Raw genomic sequence first — 15,601 nt, 5'->3', positions numbered from 1 at the left:
ATGGTAGCAATGTTAACGTATTCCTTTACAAAAAAATAAAAAAATAAATAATTTATTAAAAATTTTAACAAAAAAACAAAAAACTATATTCACAATCGTCATATTATATGTATAATGAAAATTGTAGAAACTTGGAGATTATTCTTTCAATTCTACTTTTTTACAAGTGAGGGTACAGGAAGTGCAATTAGGGGAGGCAATACAACATGAAGAAAAAGATACCGTTATTAATTGCATCAACGTTGACAGTGAGTATGTTAGGAGCTTGTAGTTATCAAAAAGAAGATAACAAAGCAGGTGCAAAAGAAAAATCCTCAAATAAGCAAGTGTTAAACCTAACTGAAACAGCTGAGATTCCAACAATGGATACGACGTTATCAACGGATGCAGCATCTTCTAACATCATGAATAATACAATGGAAGGATTATATCGTCTGGGGAAAGATGATAAACTCGTTCCAGGTGTCGCTAAATCCTATGAGAAATCAGAGGATGGTAAAAAGTATGTATTTAAATTACGTGAAGATGCGAAATGGTCTAACGGTGAGCCTGTAACAGCGAAAGACTTCGTTTATTCTTGGAGAAGAGCTGTAGATTCAAATACGGGTGCCAAGTTTGCTTACATACTATTTGATGTTAAAAATGCGGAGAAAGTTAACAAAAAAGAGTTACCAGTGGAAGAACTGGGTGTAAAGGCCATTGATGATCACACACTTGAAGTGGAATTAGACAACCCTGTTCCTTATTTTGTAAGTTTAACAGTCTATCCAACATTTTATCCTTTGAATGAGAAGTTTGTAAAAGAACAAGGAGATAAATTCGGATTAGAATCCAATACGACACTTTACAATGGACCATTCGTTTTAAATGAATGGAAGCATGAACAAAGTTTCAAATTGACGAAGAATCCGACGTATTGGGAAAATAAAGTAGTAAAACTTGAGGAAGTAAACTTCAATATTGTTAAGGATCGTTCAACGGCTATAAATTTATATGAAACAAAAGCAATTGATCGTGTAGTATTAACATCAGAGTTTGTAGATAAATACAAATCAGATGCTGATTTTAAAACAATTAAGAGACCATCTACACAATTCATTCGCTTAAATGAAAAAAATAAGTTTTTAGCAAATAAAAATATCCGAAAAGCAATTGCGATGTCCTTTGAACGTGAAAATATCGGAAAAGTTATTTTAAACGATGGTTCAGAAGGAATGTATGGTTTTGTTCCGAAAGGTTTGGCAAAAGGACCTAACGGAAAAGACTTCCGTGAAGAGAACGGAAAGCTTATAAAAGAGGATGTTAAAGAAGCTCAAAAATATTGGGAAGCTGGTAAAAAAGAACTTGGTGTAGACAAAGTAGAGTTAGAGTTATTAAACTTTGATACTGATGATGCTAAAAAAATCGGAGAGTATTTAAAAGGACAATTCGAAAAGAACTTACCAGGTTTAACAGTTTCAACAAAAATGCAGCCATTTGCACAAAAATTAAAACTTGAAGCAAGTGGAGATTATGCGATGTCATATGCGGGATGGAGTCCAGATTATATGGATCCAATGTCATTCCTTGAAATGTATACAACAGGTAATTCGCAAAATAAAGTGAATTACGCAAATCCAGCTTATGATGAACTAATTAAGAAAGCCAAAACAGAAGTAGATGTACAAGCTCGCTGGGATGCTCTATTAAAAGCAGAACAACAACTGCTTGAGGATGCAGCGATTGCTCCAGTATATCAACCTGGAAAGGCATATTTACAACGTAGTTCAATTACTGGCCTATTAGAGCATAAATATGGCGGAGAATTTAGCTATAAGTGGGTTGAACTCAAAAACTAAAAATGGTTTCCATCATGAATAAGGGTATATGCCTATGATGGGCATATGCTCTTATTTTAAAAAAATAAAAGTAAGAATATTTTAAACTATCTTATTGCTTTTGAGAAAAACGGGGAGGTGCTTGACTATGGGACGTTATGTATTAAAACGTTTCGTGTACATGGCTTTGACATTATTTTTAATTACTACACTGACTTTCTTTTTGATGAAATTACTTCCGGGTTCTCCGCTTAAAAATCAGGAGAAGTTATCACCGGCACAAAAAGAAATCATTCTTGAAAAATATGGTTTAAATGATCCAGTACCAGTTCAATATGCACGTTACTTAGGTAACTTAGCAAAAGGTGATTTAGGGGTATCATTCCAATATGATAACCGCCCAGTAACAGATATGATTGTGGACCGCATTGGACCATCAGCACAACTTGGTTTACAAGCGATTATATTAGGAACGTTTATCGGATTAATTTTAGGAATCGTTGCGGCACTTCGTAACAATACATGGGTCGATTATGGGGCGACAATAATTTCCGTACTCGGTATGTCGGTACCATCGTTCGTATTTGCCGCATTACTACAATATTTCGTAGGGGTAAAACTTGGTTGGTTCCCAGTAGCATTCTGGAAAGGACCAGAGTTTACAGTAATGCCTACAATTGCTTTATCGATGGCAGTTATCGCAACAATCGCACGTTTCGCTCGTGCAGAGTTAATTGAAGTTATGCAAGCCGACTACATTTTAACAGCGAAAGCAAAAGGAATTAGCCAAGGCGTTATCATTATCAAGCATGCACTTCGTAACGCGTTAATTCCAGTTGTAACAATTTTAGGACCAATGGTTGCCGGATTAATTACAGGGACACTAGTTATTGAGCAAATTTACGCTGTACCTGGACTTGGGGAACAATTCGTTAAATCGATTACAGTGAATGACTATACAGTTATTATGGGAACTACAATTTTCTATAGTGCGATCTTCATCTTAGTTATTTTCATTGTCGATATTTTATACGGAATTATTGATCCTCGTATTCGTTTAGCGGGAGGGAAAAAATGATGAAAGATGTACAAAAATTATCTCCAGATTTATTTCAACCAGCCAATCAAAGTAATGTTGATAATGAAGTCATTGCCCGTCCAAGCTTAACGTTTTGGCAAGATGTAAGAAGACGTTTGTTCCAACATAAAGGTGCAATGTTTGGTTTCGTATTATTAATGCTTATTGTACTACTAGCAATTATAGGACCGATGGTAAGTAAGCATTCTTATAAAGAGCAGGATTTAGGTCGTGCGAAAATGCCACCAAAAATTCCAGTGATTGAAAATATTCATTGGCTACCATTTGACGGTACAGATCAATATGGTGTTGACCAATATGAAAAACGTGATATTAAAGAGTACTTCTGGTTTGGTACAGATGATCTTGGCCGTGATTTATGGACAAGAACATGGGAAGGTACACGCGTATCATTATATATCGCTCTTTTAGCAGCAGCAATTGATTTAGTAATTGGGGTTGCATACGGAGGTATTTCAGCATTCTACGGCGGTAGAGTAGATAACATTATGCAACGTATTATGGAGATTATTAACGGTATTCCATATTTAATCATCGTTATTTTAATGGTAATCATTATGGGATCAGGTATATGGTCGATTACACTTGCGATGGCAATTACAGGTTGGATAGGGATGTCGCGTATCGTTCGTGGACAAATCCTAAAATTAAAAAACCAAGAATACGTATTAGCATCTCGTACATTAGGAGCAACGAATACACAATTAATTGTGAAACACTTAATACCGAACGTAATGGGACCAATTATCGTAATGACAATGTTTACAATTCCAACAGCGGTGTTTGGTGAAGCATTCTTAAGCTTCATTGGTTTAGGTATTCAGCCACCATTCGCATCACTTGGATCTCTTGTAAATGACGGTTATAAATCAATTCAAACGTATCCACATATGATGTTCATCCCAGCGGTTGTCATCAGTATGTTAATCTTAGCATTTAACTTAATGGCAGACGGATTACGCGACGCGTTAGATCCAAAAATGCGTAAGTAAAAGAGGGGAGAAGTAAAAATGAAAACATTGCTAGAGGTAAAAGATTTGCAAGTCTCCTTTGATACACATGCAGGTGAAGTACAAGCTGTACGCGGTGTTACTTTTGATTTAAAAAAAGGAGAGACATTAGCGATTGTAGGAGAATCTGGTTCTGGTAAATCAGTTACTTCTAAAGCGTTAATGGGATTAATTCCGAACCCTCCAGGACGTATTAAAAACGGTGAAATCGTATTTGAAGGTCGTGACTTAACGAAATTAACAGAAAAAGAAATGCAGCAAGTACGCGGTAAAGATATCGCGATGATTTTCCAAGATCCAATGACATCATTAAATCCAACGATGACAATTGGTAATCAGATTATGGAAGGCCTTATTAAACACCAAGGGATGAGTAAAGCGGACGCACGTAAAGTTGCTGTAGAATTAATCGACCTTGTAGGTATTCCAAATCCAGAAGCTCGCTTAAAACAATATCCTCACCAATTCTCAGGTGGTATGAGACAGCGTGTAGTTATTGCGATGGCGTTAGCTTGTAATCCGAAATTACTAATTGCCGATGAGCCGACAACAGCGCTAGACGTTACAATTCAGGCGCAAATTTTAGAGCTTATGAAGGACATTCAGCAAAAAACAGAAGCAGCAATCATTTTCATTACACATGACTTAGGTGTAGTGGCAAACGTTGCAGACCGAGTTGCGGTTATGTACGCTGGTAAAGTTGTTGAAATTGGAACTGTTGATGAAATTTTTTATAATCCACAACATCCATACACATGGGGCTTAATCGCATCTATGCCAAGCTTAGATGGTTCAGAAGAAGAGCTATATGCAATTCCTGGAACGCCTCCAGACTTATTAAAGCCGCCAAAGGGTGATGCTTTTGCACCACGTAATCCGCAGGCGCTGAAAATTGATTTTGAAATGGAACCACCTTTATTTAAAGTAAGTGATACACACTATGCGGCAACTTGGTTACTTCATGAGCAAGCGCCAGAAGTAAAACCACCGGCAGTTGTTGAAAAACGCATTCTTCAAATGAAAGCAGGTGAACAACATGACTAAACAACGTGAGAAATTAATTGAAGTAAAAAATGTAAAGCAACACTTCGACGTGAGTGGTGGTGTTGTCAAAGCGGTTAATGATATTTCATTTGATATTTACCGCGGAGAAACATTTGGTCTTGTAGGAGAATCAGGTTGTGGTAAATCAACAACTGGAAGAACAATCATTCGTTTATACGATGCAACTGCTGGTGAAGTGTTGTTCGATGGTGAAAATGTACATGGTAAAAAATCACGCGCAGAACTGAAGAAATTCAACCGTAAAATGCAAATGATTTTCCAAGATCCATATGCATCATTAAACCCTCGTATGACAGTAGGGGACATTATTGCAGAGGGTATTGATATTCACGGACTAGCAAAAAGTAAAAAAGAGCGTATGGATCGTGTTCATGAACTGTTAAACACAGTTGGCTTAAATAAAGAACACGCGAACCGTTTCCCGCATGAATTCTCAGGTGGACAACGTCAACGTATCGGTATTGCTCGAGCACTTGCTGTAGAACCTGAATTTATCATTGCCGATGAGCCAATCTCAGCACTTGACGTATCGATTCAGGCGCAAGTTGTAAACTTACTGAAACAGTTACAAAAAGAAAAAGGTTTAACATACTTATTCATCGCCCATGATTTATCGATGGTAAAATACATTAGTGACCGCATCGGCGTAATGTACCGTGGTCAAATCGTTGAGCTAACAACAAGTGATGAGTTATATGCGAATCCAATTCATCCGTATACAAAATCACTATTATCAGCAATTCCACTTCCAGACCCAGATTATGAGCGTAATCGTAAACGTATCGTATATGATCCAACTCAGCATGATTATGGTAGTGAAGTACCAACAATGCGTGAAATTCGCCCAGGCCATTTCGTATTATGTTCTGAAGCAGAGTATAAGAAATATAAAGAAATCTATCAATAATAAAAAAAGCCATTCTTCCATTAAGGAAGGGTGGCTTTTTTCTACTATATAAATGAGTGGTCAACATTGTCGGTAAGTCGATATATTGAAAGAATCGCCCATATAAATTTCATTCACTAATAACTACATCTTGATCAAACGAGTGTTACTGCGCCTGAACAGAAACACTTTCTTCTTGCTCATTCGGTTTAACAAGTGCATAACGTTCCCATGCTCTACTTTTCCAGCGGAAGAACATAATAATGGCACGCGTCCATTCGTCGATAGCAATCGCTAACCAAATACCAACGAGTCCCATATCTAAATGGAAGGCGAAAAAGTAACCGAGTGGTAAACTCATTAACACCATAGAGAATGCGCCGATTAAAACAGGGTATTTTGCATCACCAGCTGCACGAAGTGAATTAATGATGACGATGTTCATCGTGCGTCCCGTTTCAAGTAGTACACTTAGTAAAAGAACGCTTGCACCTAATTTAATAATGTGTGGATTATCTGTAAACAGTCCCATTAATTGTGTGCGGAATGTAATAACGAGAACAACCATACATAAAGTTACGCCAATTGCCCATTTTACACTTTTCCATACACGTTCATATGCTTCATCTTTTTCGCCGCCGCCAACAAGGCGCCCGATAATAATTGCTGTTCCCATACCAATCGCAATGGCAAATAAATAAGTGAACATGGAAATGTTAGTAGCGTATTGCCTTGCTGCCAATGATTCCGTACCTAAGTATGTTGCGTAATATAAGAAGACAATTTGACAAGCTTGATACATGACTTGTTCGAATGCAGATGGAATGCCGATCTTTAATATTTTGCCAACGTATTCTTTTGATAAAGTGAAGTAATATTGTAATTTCACACGGTATTCCATAACGCGGTATAGTAACCAGAAGAACACAATAAGTGCCAGTAGTCGACTGACAGCGGAAGAAATCGCGGCCCCTTGCACACCGAGTTCAGGGAAACCGAATTTCCCGAAAATAAGTACGTAGTTTCCGGCGATATGAATAATATTCATTCCGAGCGAAACAAACATTGCTTGCTTTGTAAAGCCGTGAACGCGGATAATTGCGGCTAACGAGTTAATAATAGCTTGAAGGAAAATAGCCCCTCCGACGATGGATAAATAGCTTTGTGCATACATTAGTACATCGCCTTGTAAATTCATTGCCATCATCATATGTTTTGAAAATAAAAGAAAACCAGCGCTTATAACGAGTCCGACCACTAAATTTAATGTGACGGCTAATGCTGATATTTTAGATGCTTCCATAAAACGTTTGGAACCGAGGTATTGAGATACGACGATCGCAGCGCCATTCCCAATTACTTCTAGTACCAAAATAGCGATATGAAGATATTGATTTGCTGCACCAACCCCAGATACAGCATCGTCTGATAATGCACTTAACATGAAAGTATCAGCGATCCCCATCAACATAAAAAGAAAAACTTCTAGAAAAATAGGCCATGTTAATAGGAATAAACTTAGTTTCTCAGTTGGCCCACTTTTTGAGTGAATTGCTGTCATATCTGTCCCCTCTTTACCGATATCTATTTTTAGCAAAGTGTATCGTAACATACTTTCATAGCCATTGCACTCATTTTAACCTACATATTTTTAATATGAAGAGACCTCCATTTTATGTTAATAAGAGAAGGATAATTATACGTAAAATATAATAGAATATAAAATTCATTTTTCTCTGATAATTTAGAAAAATATAAAAATAGTTTTTTTGACGTTTTAGTCAGGAAAAATAGCAATATGAAACGTTTACAAAGGTTTATTTTTTAACAGAAAATTTTAATAAAATAGAAATATAAATATACAAAGAATATATTTGTGTGTATAATATGAATTATTAGAACATATATATATTTCTTTCTGTTTGAAAATGAAAGGGCTAACATTTTTTGGAGGGGTGGAAGTATGAAAAAAAAGATACCAGTTTTTGTAGCATCAACAGTAGCGATGAGCATGGTTTTAGGGGCATGTAGTTATCAAAAAGATGAGCCGCAAGCGAACGCAAAAGGGGATAGCGGGAAAAGCGGTGCGAAGCAAGTTATAAACTTAATTGAAACACAAGAAATTCCAACGATGGATCCAGCTTTGTCAGCTGATGCAGTTTCTTCGAAAGTAATGAACAACACGATGGAAGGACTATACCGTCTTGGAAAAGATGATAAGTTAGTTCCAGGTGTAGCGAAAGAATTCCAAAAGTCAGAAGACGGTAAAAAGTATACATTTAAATTACGTGAAGATGCAAAATGGTCAAATGGTGAACCTGTAACAGCGAAAGATTTCGTATATGGATGGCAAAGAGCGATTAATCCAGATACAGCTGCAAAATCAGCGTACATTATGTATGATATAAAGAATGCAGAAAAAATTAATAAAAAAGAGATGAGTCCAGATCAATTAGGCGTAAAAGCAATTGATGATCACACGTTAGAAGTGGAATTAGATAATTCTATTCCATATCTTGTTGATTTAATGGTCTATCCGATCTTCTATCCTGTGAATGAAAAGTATGTAAAAGAGCAAGGTGCACAGTTTGGTTTAGAAGCAAATACAACACTTTATAACGGGCCATTTACATTAAGTGATTGGCAACATGAACGTAGCTTCAAAATGACAAAGAGCCCATCATATTGGGACAATAAAGAAGTGAAGCTTGAGGAAGTAAACTTTAATATTGTAAAAGATACGTCTACGCCAATTAATTTATATGAAACAAACGCAGTCGATCGAGCGACGTTATTAGCAGAGTTCATCGATAAATATAAAGGAAAACCAGATTTCAAAACGGTAGAAGATACTTCTGTATTCTTCCTTCGCTTAAATCAAAAAGACCCAGCTTTAGCAAATAAAAATATTCGTAAAGCAATTTCTCTTGGTTTTGACCGTAAACCATTCGTTGATACATTATTAAATAACGGTTCTAAGCCAGCGACGGGATTAATTCCTGACAATTTCATTAAAGGACCGGATAAAAAAGATTTCCGTGCTGAAAATGGAGATATTATAAAACCGAATGTAAAAGAAGCGAAAAAGTATTGGGAAGCTGGTAAAAAAGAACTTGGTAAAAATGAAATTGAATTAGAGATGTTAAATGAAGACGTGGAATTATCGAAGAAAACTGGTGAATATTTAAAAGGTGAGTTAGAAAAGAATTTACCAGGTTTAACAGTGAAAATTAAACAGCAGCCATTCGCGCAAAAACTAAAATTAGAAGATGCGGGTGACTATGTAATGTCATTCTCTGGATGGAGTGCAGATTTCCCAGATCCAGTTACATATCTTGATATGTTCGTAACTGACGGAGCACAGAATAAAATGAAGTATTCTAATCCGAAGTACGATGAGATTATTATGAAAGCGAAGAAAGATGGAAGCGACGTAAACGCTCGTTGGAAAAACTTATTAGAAGCAGAAAAAATGTTACTTGATGATGCTGCGATTGTTCCAGTATATCAACGTGGTAGAGCATATTTACAAAGAGAAACAATTAAAGATATGTACAATCATAAATATGGTGGCGAAGTAAGCTTCAAATGGGCATCAGTAGAGAAATAACAAAAAAAGCAGGTGATTACCTGCTTTTTTTAGTACGTACGTTTTTTATAAATGCCTTTTCCGCCAACTTGATTCCAACCAGATTGTACATCTAAACTTTTGTTAACAAACTTCATTTTTTCTTTCCCACCAAAGAGTTTTTCACCGATGCTATTTGTAATGACACCAATCAATGCTGTTATTCCAATGATGAGGGTAGCAACAATGATAAAATCAGTAAAAAAAGCAATCATATGCAAATTCCCCCTTTGCCTGCCTGTATTTTTATTGTATGAGATAAAAGGTAAAAAAGAAAGAAATGTCAGAAAAATGTTTGGCAATTTTAGAAATCGTATAGACATGGGTGATGAGATTTGTTAATATAAGAACAGATGTTCTTTCTATTGTTTTAGCTTTTGGTCTTACATTTCTCAATTGAATTATTGGGAAAAGGTAAGAAAACGTTCTCTTTTAGGCGATTCATGTTATGAAAAAACAATCGTATATAACATGAAGTATATTGTAAAAAGCAGGCGTCAAAAGGGTTGAAGATTGTTGTTAGATGACAGTTAAAGTGAGTGTAATCATGTTACATAGCAGTGGAATACACGGAGAAGTTTTCTCAACTAGCAGTAAATTTACTGTATATTTCTTGCAAAAACTATTGTATAATGATTATAGAAGTTACTTATTAAAAGTAATTGTTGTTGCTTACATGAATTGTGATTTTTTACTTTGCTATAAGACAAGTTATCGTGAAAAATTGCGGAAGTTAGAAATTTAAACTGTAATTAGTACAGAATTTGTACTCTTTAAGGAGAGTGAGCTTTGTATGGTAACATTATATAGTTCTCCAAGCTGTACGTCTTGTAGAAAGGCGAAATTATGGCTAGAGGAAAATCATATTCCTTATACAGAACGTAATATTTTCTCAGATCCATTAACGATTGAGGAAATTAAAGAGATTTTACGTATGACAGAAAGCGGAACGGATGAGATTATTTCTACTCGTTCAAAAGTTTTCCAAGAATTAAATGTAAACTTAGAGTCTTTACCACTTCAAGATTTATATAAGATGATTCGTGACTATCCAGGGATTTTACGTCGTCCAATTATGATTGACGAGAAGCGCCTTCAAGTAGGTTACAACGAAGACGAAATCCGCCGTTTCTTACCACGTACAGTAAGAACGTTCCAATTGCGTGAAGCACAGCGTCTTGTAAATTAATTATAATAATATGAAAACCTTCTACCTATTATATAGTAGAAGGTTTTCTTTTAATGTTTCACATTTCGTAATCGAACTCGTTGAACGATAATACCGATGCATAAAACGGTGAAAATGAATAAGTAAGGAATACTTGTCGTGAAACTTGGGTTGTTATGAAAAAAAGTTGCAAGTCTGTCTTCATGTGTAATCATTTTTCCTGCTGTATAGGCGAGAACTGCTGCCCCGCAAAAAATGAGGAACGGAAAACGTTCCATGAGTATTAAAATAAGTTTGCTGCCCCAAATGATAATCGGGATAGAAATGAGTAGACCGATTATTACGAGTAATAATCTTCCGTGAGCTGCACCCGCAATGGCAATAACATTATCAAACCCCATAACGAGATCTGCGAATACAATCGTACGCACCGCTTGGAATAAAGTCGTTTTTCCCTGAATCGAAGAAAGATCGTTGTTGTTATCAGTTAGTAAATTTACTGCAATTAATGTGAGTAAAACTCCGCCGATGAGTTGTAAAAATGGGATGTCGAGTAAATAGACAGCTAGTATTGTGAGGAGAATTCGCAGCACAATTGCTAAAATAGTTCCAATCAAAATTGCTTTATTTCGTTTTGATTCAGGTAAATTTCGGCTAGCTAGTGCGATAACAATTGCGTTATCACCACCTAGTACAACATCGATACCGACGATCATTAGTACAGATGTTAAAAACTCTAAGTCCATTCGTCTGCCTCCATTTATGATGTTTTAATAAGCGATATGTATGTGATGAAGAAAGTTTGTTTAGCTTTTATCCCGCGCTTTTGGGATTAAATAATCTTCTCTTATAGAAGTTTTACTTTATTACAGTGTACGGGGCAATACGCAAATGTATGTCCAAATTTTTTGTGAACAGAGAATTGAAATAATGATATTTAGCCGACTATCTGCGGGTAGTAAGACTCCGTCACAAAACCCGGTTATAAAGAAAAGGAGTTAGTTTTGTGCTTTCCTGTCCGTAAATGCCCGATTAGTGTGGTTAATAATCAACGTGGATGAGCAAAGAACCCATCAATTAAAGTTTCAGTTTATGTAAGTAGCCGAATGCAGATAGGTATATAACTATTTTTGTAAAATAAATCGATTTTATTTCCATTCTGGAGAATCTTATCATAAAATGAGAGTACAAGAATCTATTGATTTGTCATATGAGTGGGGGATCCCTTCATAACAATTCTAAACAGGAAGGGAGAGTTGTATTTTGGAAATTGAAAGAATTAACGATCATACGATGAAATTTTTTATTACGTACGTTGATATAGAGGACAGAGGGTTTAACCGTGAAGAAATTTGGTATGACCGCGAACGGAGTGAAGAACTCTTTTGGGAAATGATGGATGAAGCTCGCGATCATGATGACTTCTTTATTGATGGACCGTTATGGATTCAAGTGCAAGCAGTCGACAAAGGGATTGAAGTACTTGTAACGAAAGCAGAACTTTCAAAGGATGGACAAAAATTAGAACTACCAATAGGTGTAGACAAAATTATAGATATTCCTTTAGATGAAGGAATCGAATCATTATTCCAGCAAGAATTAGAGGAAGAGGAAATAGAACCGACAGGTACAAACTTTAATGAAGATGGTACGTTTGGCTTTTTAATTAAGTTTAATGATTTTGAAGATGTAATTTCATTAAGTCATCGTCTAATTTTTGAAGATATAAAAGATGAACTGTATTCATTTGAGGACCGCTATTATGTATATGTGGAATTCGATGAAGTGCTACATGATGAGGAAGAGATTGATCGTATTTTAAGTATTGTTTTAGAATACGGGGAAGAGTCTACTTTAACGATTCATCGTGTAAGTGAGTATGGAAAGCAAGTTGTGAAAGAGCATGCGCTTGAGACAATTCGTAACCATTTTCCTTCTAAAACGTAGGCCGATTTCTATAGTATGAAATCGGCTTTTTTTATGAAGAATAGGAAAGTTTTCTTAGTAAGGGGGTAAGAGATGAAAAACACGTTAAAACTACTTTTCTTTTTTCTACTATTGTTCGCATTATTTGTTTCATTACGCATGTTTATTGATGTAGCATTTTATTCGGATGTCATGGGTATAAAAGACGTTTCGATTTTAGGTATTATTAGTATTTTATTTACGGTTTCTGCATTTTTAATTGGATGTGTTATTTTCTTAGAAAACAGACATCCATCCAAAACACTTACATGGTTAATCGTACTAGGAATTTTTCCAGTGTTCGGTTTCTTTGCTTATTTATTATTTGGACAAAACTTTCGCAGAAAAAGAATGTTCCAAAAGAAGGCGTTACTCGATGAACAGGCATTTTTACAATATAAGGGACACGAAGATTATGAAGAACGAATTTTACGAGACCATAAGCATCAAGAATTGCTATTTCGTTTAGCTGATCGATTGGGTGCTTTAAATATTTCATTTCAAACTGAAACGAGGACATTAACAAATGGAGACGAGACGTTTCAGGCAATTTTAGATGGGTTAAATCGAGCGAAACACCACATTCATATGGAGTATTACATTGTGCGTGATGACAAGCTCGGTACAGAAATTAAAGATATTTTAATAAAAAAATCAAAAGAAGGCGTTGTCGTTCGTTTTTTATATGACGCGGTTGGAAGTTTTAAATTATCAAATTCGTATATTGAAGAATTGAATGATGCAGGAGTAGAAATGATTCCATTTTTCCCTGTGCGCTTTCCGATTTTAAACGATAAAATTAATTATCGAAACCATCGAAAAATCGTTATTATAGATGGAAATGAAGGGTTTGTAGGCGGATTAAATATTGGTGATGAATATTTAGGGAAGGATAAATATTTCGGTTTTTGGCGAGACACGCATTTATATTTACGCGGTGAAGCAGTTCAAAGCTTACAGCTAATTTTCCTTCAAGATTGGTTTTATATGACTGGTGAGGCAGTATTAGCACCTGAATATTTACAAGCGAAAGCAGTTGAGGGTGATCATTGGGGCGGAGTACAACTCGTTGGAGGTGGACCAGATAATAAATGGGAAACAATTAAACATTTATATTTTGCAATGATTGCTTCAGCTAGGAAATCGATTTGGATTGCAACACCATACTTTATTCCAGACGATGATATTTTATCTGCATTAAAAGTAGCTGCACTTGCTGGTATTGATGTTCGTTTGTTAATGCCAAGTAAGCCAGATAAGCGCACTGTCTTTTATGCATCAAGATCGTACTTTCCGGAGTTATTAGATGCAGGAGTAAAAATATATGAATATGAAAAAGGTTTTCTTCATAGTAAAGTTGTTATCGTTGATTCGGATCTCGCTTCAATTGGGACAGCTAATATGGATATGAGAAGTTTTCATTTAAACTTTGAAGTAAATGCCTTTTTATATGATACAGATAGCATTCGAAAGCTCGTTCAAGATTTTAAAGACGATTTAGAAGAATCCAGTGAAATTCATGTTGACCGATTTCATAAGAGACGTCTTCATAGGCGGATTGTTGAATCGACGTATCGGTTATTATCACCTTTATTATAAAAAGAGATGTCCTAATTTAGGACATCTCTTTTTTTGAGAGGAATTTGTAGTAAATTGTAGAATACAAGGAGTTGAAAGGGTGTGATTGTGATGTTTATTGCAAGGAGAGAAAACGGAGAGAAAATTCATCTATTATATAACCGGGATGAAGAGTGTTTACGCGATATGCGTAAATGAGAAAAATTCTTTTGCACAGCTTGCGGAAAGGAAGTGCAAATGAAGTTAGGGACACAAAAGAGTTGGCATTTTGCTCATAAGAAAGTAGATTCATGTCTTGCGTTTTATGAGGCAGAATCTGTGTACCATATGCAAGGTAAAGAATTGTTATATAGATGGTTAAAACGTCAAAACTTTCATGTAGATATAGAGCATTATCTTTCGGAAATTCAGCAACGACCAGATATTTACGTAGAGAGGGCGGATAGAAAAATTGCGATTGAATATCAATGTGCAAATCTCTCCATAGAGCAGCTTTATAAGCGAACATATTCGTATTGGCAAGCTAGTATACAAGTTATCTGGATAATCGGTGGAAATCAGTTGAAAAAGCAATCCGCCCATTGGATGACATTCTCCGCCCTTATGGCCTTCTCCTTACAACCTTATCCTCAGCCATTCCTTATTTTCTTTTGTCCGAAACAAAAATCGTTTATGAAATGCGCGTTTATCACTCCGTTTTCTACAAATGTCTCTTTCTCACATACAATTTATTTACCAACCGATACGACTACTGTTGAAATGCTCTTTTCTCCCGTTCCTTTCCGAAAAGAGGTATTAGGACAAGAATGGAAGAGAAAAAAGAACCATTTTCGGCAAAACGCTCTATCTATCTGGAATTATAATCATAAGTCACTATTACGCCTCTTATATCAATATAAATGTACCCCATCGAGTTTTCCTTCTGAAATCGGTGTTCCGCTTCCATCCTCATTTGCTTTTCAAACAAATCCATTTATATGGCAAGCTTTTCTTTATATGAAGTGTATAAGTAAGCTTAAGGTAGGGGAGTATATTTCCCTTCAGTACGCATGTAATTATGTAGCGAAATATACGAAGAGGCGTCTACTTCCGTATTTTGCACAACATATATGGAAGATAGCAGTTGCAGAGTATATGACATTTTTATGTTATATAGGTGTGTTAAATAAAGTAGGTAATAATAAGTATCGAAAAATAAGAGATGTTGTTTTGTTAAAAACAGAGGAGGAAATTATGAAATATGATGACATTTGCTTAGCGCATGCACTATCTCTATTTGAGACAAAGTACAACATGAGAGAGGGAAAAGGGGATATAATAAAGACTGATCGTGAAGGAATTACATAAGAAAAATCGAATTGTACTTAAGTAGAGATATTTAAAGG

Annotated in this window: 13 protein-coding genes and 1 pseudogene; 11 read left to right on the top strand and 3 right to left on the bottom strand. The window is 35.7% G+C overall.

Annotated features, from left to right (window positions below; translation table 11 throughout):
- Positions 1-206: 206 nt before the first annotated feature.
- From ACP6L7_RS06690 to ACP6L7_RS06670, 5 genes are all read left to right on the top strand, one after another.
- Positions 207-1,838, top strand: a complete 1,632-nt coding sequence (locus tag ACP6L7_RS06690; protein ID WP_097830029.1) for a peptide ABC transporter substrate-binding protein — start codon at positions 207-209, stop codon at positions 1,836-1,838.
- A 127-nt stretch (positions 1,839-1,965) separates the two neighbouring features.
- A complete protein-coding gene (gene opp3b / locus ACP6L7_RS06685) occupies positions 1,966-2,895 on the top strand; it encodes an oligopeptide ABC transporter permease (protein WP_000534165.1) in 930 nt (309 codons plus the stop codon).
- The gene (gene opp3C / locus ACP6L7_RS06680; protein WP_000974094.1) at positions 2,892-3,908 is read left to right on the top strand and encodes an oligopeptide ABC transporter permease; all 1,017 of its coding nucleotides are present in this window, start codon (positions 2,892-2,894) and stop codon (positions 3,906-3,908) included. Before opp3b ends, opp3C begins: the two co-directional genes overlap by 4 nt.
- A gap of 18 nt (positions 3,909-3,926) precedes the next feature.
- Positions 3,927-4,970 carry an ABC transporter ATP-binding protein gene (locus ACP6L7_RS06675; RefSeq protein ID WP_097830030.1) on the top strand — a complete coding sequence of 348 codons (1,044 nt, stop codon included), beginning with the start codon at positions 3,927-3,929 and terminating at the stop codon, positions 4,968-4,970.
- Positions 4,963-5,898, top strand: coding sequence for an ABC transporter ATP-binding protein (locus ACP6L7_RS06670; RefSeq protein WP_097830031.1), 936 nt, complete (start codon positions 4,963-4,965; stop codon positions 5,896-5,898). The genes ACP6L7_RS06675 and ACP6L7_RS06670 overlap by 8 nt, the downstream gene beginning before the upstream one ends.
- A 145-nt stretch (positions 5,899-6,043) precedes the next feature.
- Here ACP6L7_RS06670 and ACP6L7_RS06665 read toward each other — a convergent pair whose 3' ends face one another.
- Entirely contained in the window at positions 6,044-7,489 is a 1,446-nt protein-coding gene (locus ACP6L7_RS06665) for an MATE family efflux transporter (protein WP_141533312.1), read from the bottom strand.
- A 351-nt stretch (positions 7,490-7,840) separates the two neighbouring features.
- Here ACP6L7_RS06665 and ACP6L7_RS06660 point away from each other — a divergent pair, with 351 nt between their 5' ends.
- A complete protein-coding gene (locus ACP6L7_RS06660; protein WP_098361664.1) occupies positions 7,841-9,487 on the top strand; it encodes a peptide ABC transporter substrate-binding protein in 1,647 nt (548 codons plus the stop codon).
- 29 nt (positions 9,488-9,516) lie between these two features.
- Here ACP6L7_RS06660 and ACP6L7_RS06655 read toward each other — a convergent pair whose 3' ends face one another.
- A complete protein-coding gene (locus tag ACP6L7_RS06655; RefSeq protein WP_000559981.1) occupies positions 9,517-9,720 on the bottom strand; it encodes a hypothetical protein in 204 nt (67 codons plus the stop codon).
- A gap of 332 nt (positions 9,721-10,052) precedes the next feature.
- Between ACP6L7_RS06655 and ACP6L7_RS06650 the strand changes: the two genes are divergently transcribed.
- Entirely contained in the window at positions 10,053-10,250 is a 198-nt protein-coding gene (locus ACP6L7_RS06650; protein ID WP_141534132.1) for a hypothetical protein, read from the top strand.
- A 48-nt stretch (positions 10,251-10,298) separates the two neighbouring features.
- Positions 10,299-10,694: a transcriptional regulator Spx gene (gene spx, locus ACP6L7_RS06645; protein ID WP_000258267.1), complete on the top strand. Its 396-nt coding sequence runs from the start codon at positions 10,299-10,301 to the stop codon at positions 10,692-10,694.
- 50 nt (positions 10,695-10,744) lie between these two features.
- Here spx and ACP6L7_RS06640 read toward each other — a convergent pair whose 3' ends face one another.
- On the bottom strand, positions 10,745-11,419 hold the full coding sequence (locus tag ACP6L7_RS06640) for a TerC family protein (RefSeq protein ID WP_071744644.1): 675 nt from the start codon (positions 11,417-11,419) through the stop codon (positions 10,745-10,747).
- Between the two features lie 517 nt (positions 11,420-11,936).
- Here ACP6L7_RS06640 and mecA point away from each other — a divergent pair.
- From mecA to ACP6L7_RS06625, 3 genes and pseudogenes are all read left to right on the top strand, one after another.
- Positions 11,937-12,620 (top strand): adaptor protein MecA, encoded by a 684-nt coding sequence (gene mecA, locus ACP6L7_RS06635; protein ID WP_000402127.1) that lies wholly within the window; start codon positions 11,937-11,939, stop codon positions 12,618-12,620.
- A 72-nt stretch (positions 12,621-12,692) separates the two neighbouring features.
- Positions 12,693-14,237, top strand: a complete 1,545-nt coding sequence (locus ACP6L7_RS06630; RefSeq protein WP_097830035.1) for a cardiolipin synthase — start codon at positions 12,693-12,695, stop codon at positions 14,235-14,237.
- Between the two features lie 81 nt (positions 14,238-14,318).
- Positions 14,319-15,563, top strand: a pseudogene (locus ACP6L7_RS06625) (competence protein CoiA).
- Positions 15,564-15,601 lie beyond the last annotated feature (38 nt).

Source organism: Bacillus silvicola, from assembly GCF_050524305.1.
Classification (GTDB): Bacteria; Bacillota; Bacilli; order Bacillales; family Bacillaceae_G; genus Bacillus_A; species Bacillus_A cereus_AT.
The sequence above is the reverse complement of the archived record's forward strand: the minus strand, read 5'-3'. Positions and strand labels throughout refer to the sequence as shown.

What these genes read in the sequence shown, in the direction of transcription:
- ACP6L7_RS06660 (WP_098361664.1), top strand. Translation starts at nt 7,841, where the DNA reads ATGAAAAAAAAGATACCAGTTTTTGTAGCATCAACAGTAGCGATGAGC.
- ACP6L7_RS06690 (WP_097830029.1), top strand. Translation starts at nt 207, where the DNA reads ATGAAGAAAAAGATACCGTTATTAATTGCATCAACGTTGACAGTGAGT.
- ACP6L7_RS06670 (WP_097830031.1), top strand. Translation starts at nt 4,963, where the DNA reads ATGACTAAACAACGTGAGAAATTAATTGAAGTAAAAAATGTAAAGCAA.
- opp3C (WP_000974094.1), top strand. Translation starts at nt 2,892, where the DNA reads ATGATGAAAGATGTACAAAAATTATCTCCAGATTTATTTCAACCAGCC.
- spx (WP_000258267.1), top strand. Translation starts at nt 10,299, where the DNA reads ATGGTAACATTATATAGTTCTCCAAGCTGTACGTCTTGTAGAAAGGCG.
- ACP6L7_RS06630 (WP_097830035.1), top strand. Translation starts at nt 12,693, where the DNA reads ATGAAAAACACGTTAAAACTACTTTTCTTTTTTCTACTATTGTTCGCA.
- ACP6L7_RS06655 (WP_000559981.1), bottom strand. Translation starts at nt 9,720, where the DNA reads ATGATTGCTTTTTTTACTGATTTTATCATTGTTGCTACCCTCATCATT.
- ACP6L7_RS06665 (WP_141533312.1), bottom strand. Translation starts at nt 7,489, where the DNA reads ATGTTACGATACACTTTGCTAAAAATAGATATCGGTAAAGAGGGGACA.
- ACP6L7_RS06650 (WP_141534132.1), top strand. Translation starts at nt 10,053, where the DNA reads ATGTTACATAGCAGTGGAATACACGGAGAAGTTTTCTCAACTAGCAGT.
- ACP6L7_RS06675 (WP_097830030.1), top strand. Translation starts at nt 3,927, where the DNA reads ATGAAAACATTGCTAGAGGTAAAAGATTTGCAAGTCTCCTTTGATACA.
- ACP6L7_RS06640 (WP_071744644.1), bottom strand. Translation starts at nt 11,419, where the DNA reads ATGGACTTAGAGTTTTTAACATCTGTACTAATGATCGTCGGTATCGAT.
- opp3b (WP_000534165.1), top strand. Translation starts at nt 1,966, where the DNA reads ATGGGACGTTATGTATTAAAACGTTTCGTGTACATGGCTTTGACATTA.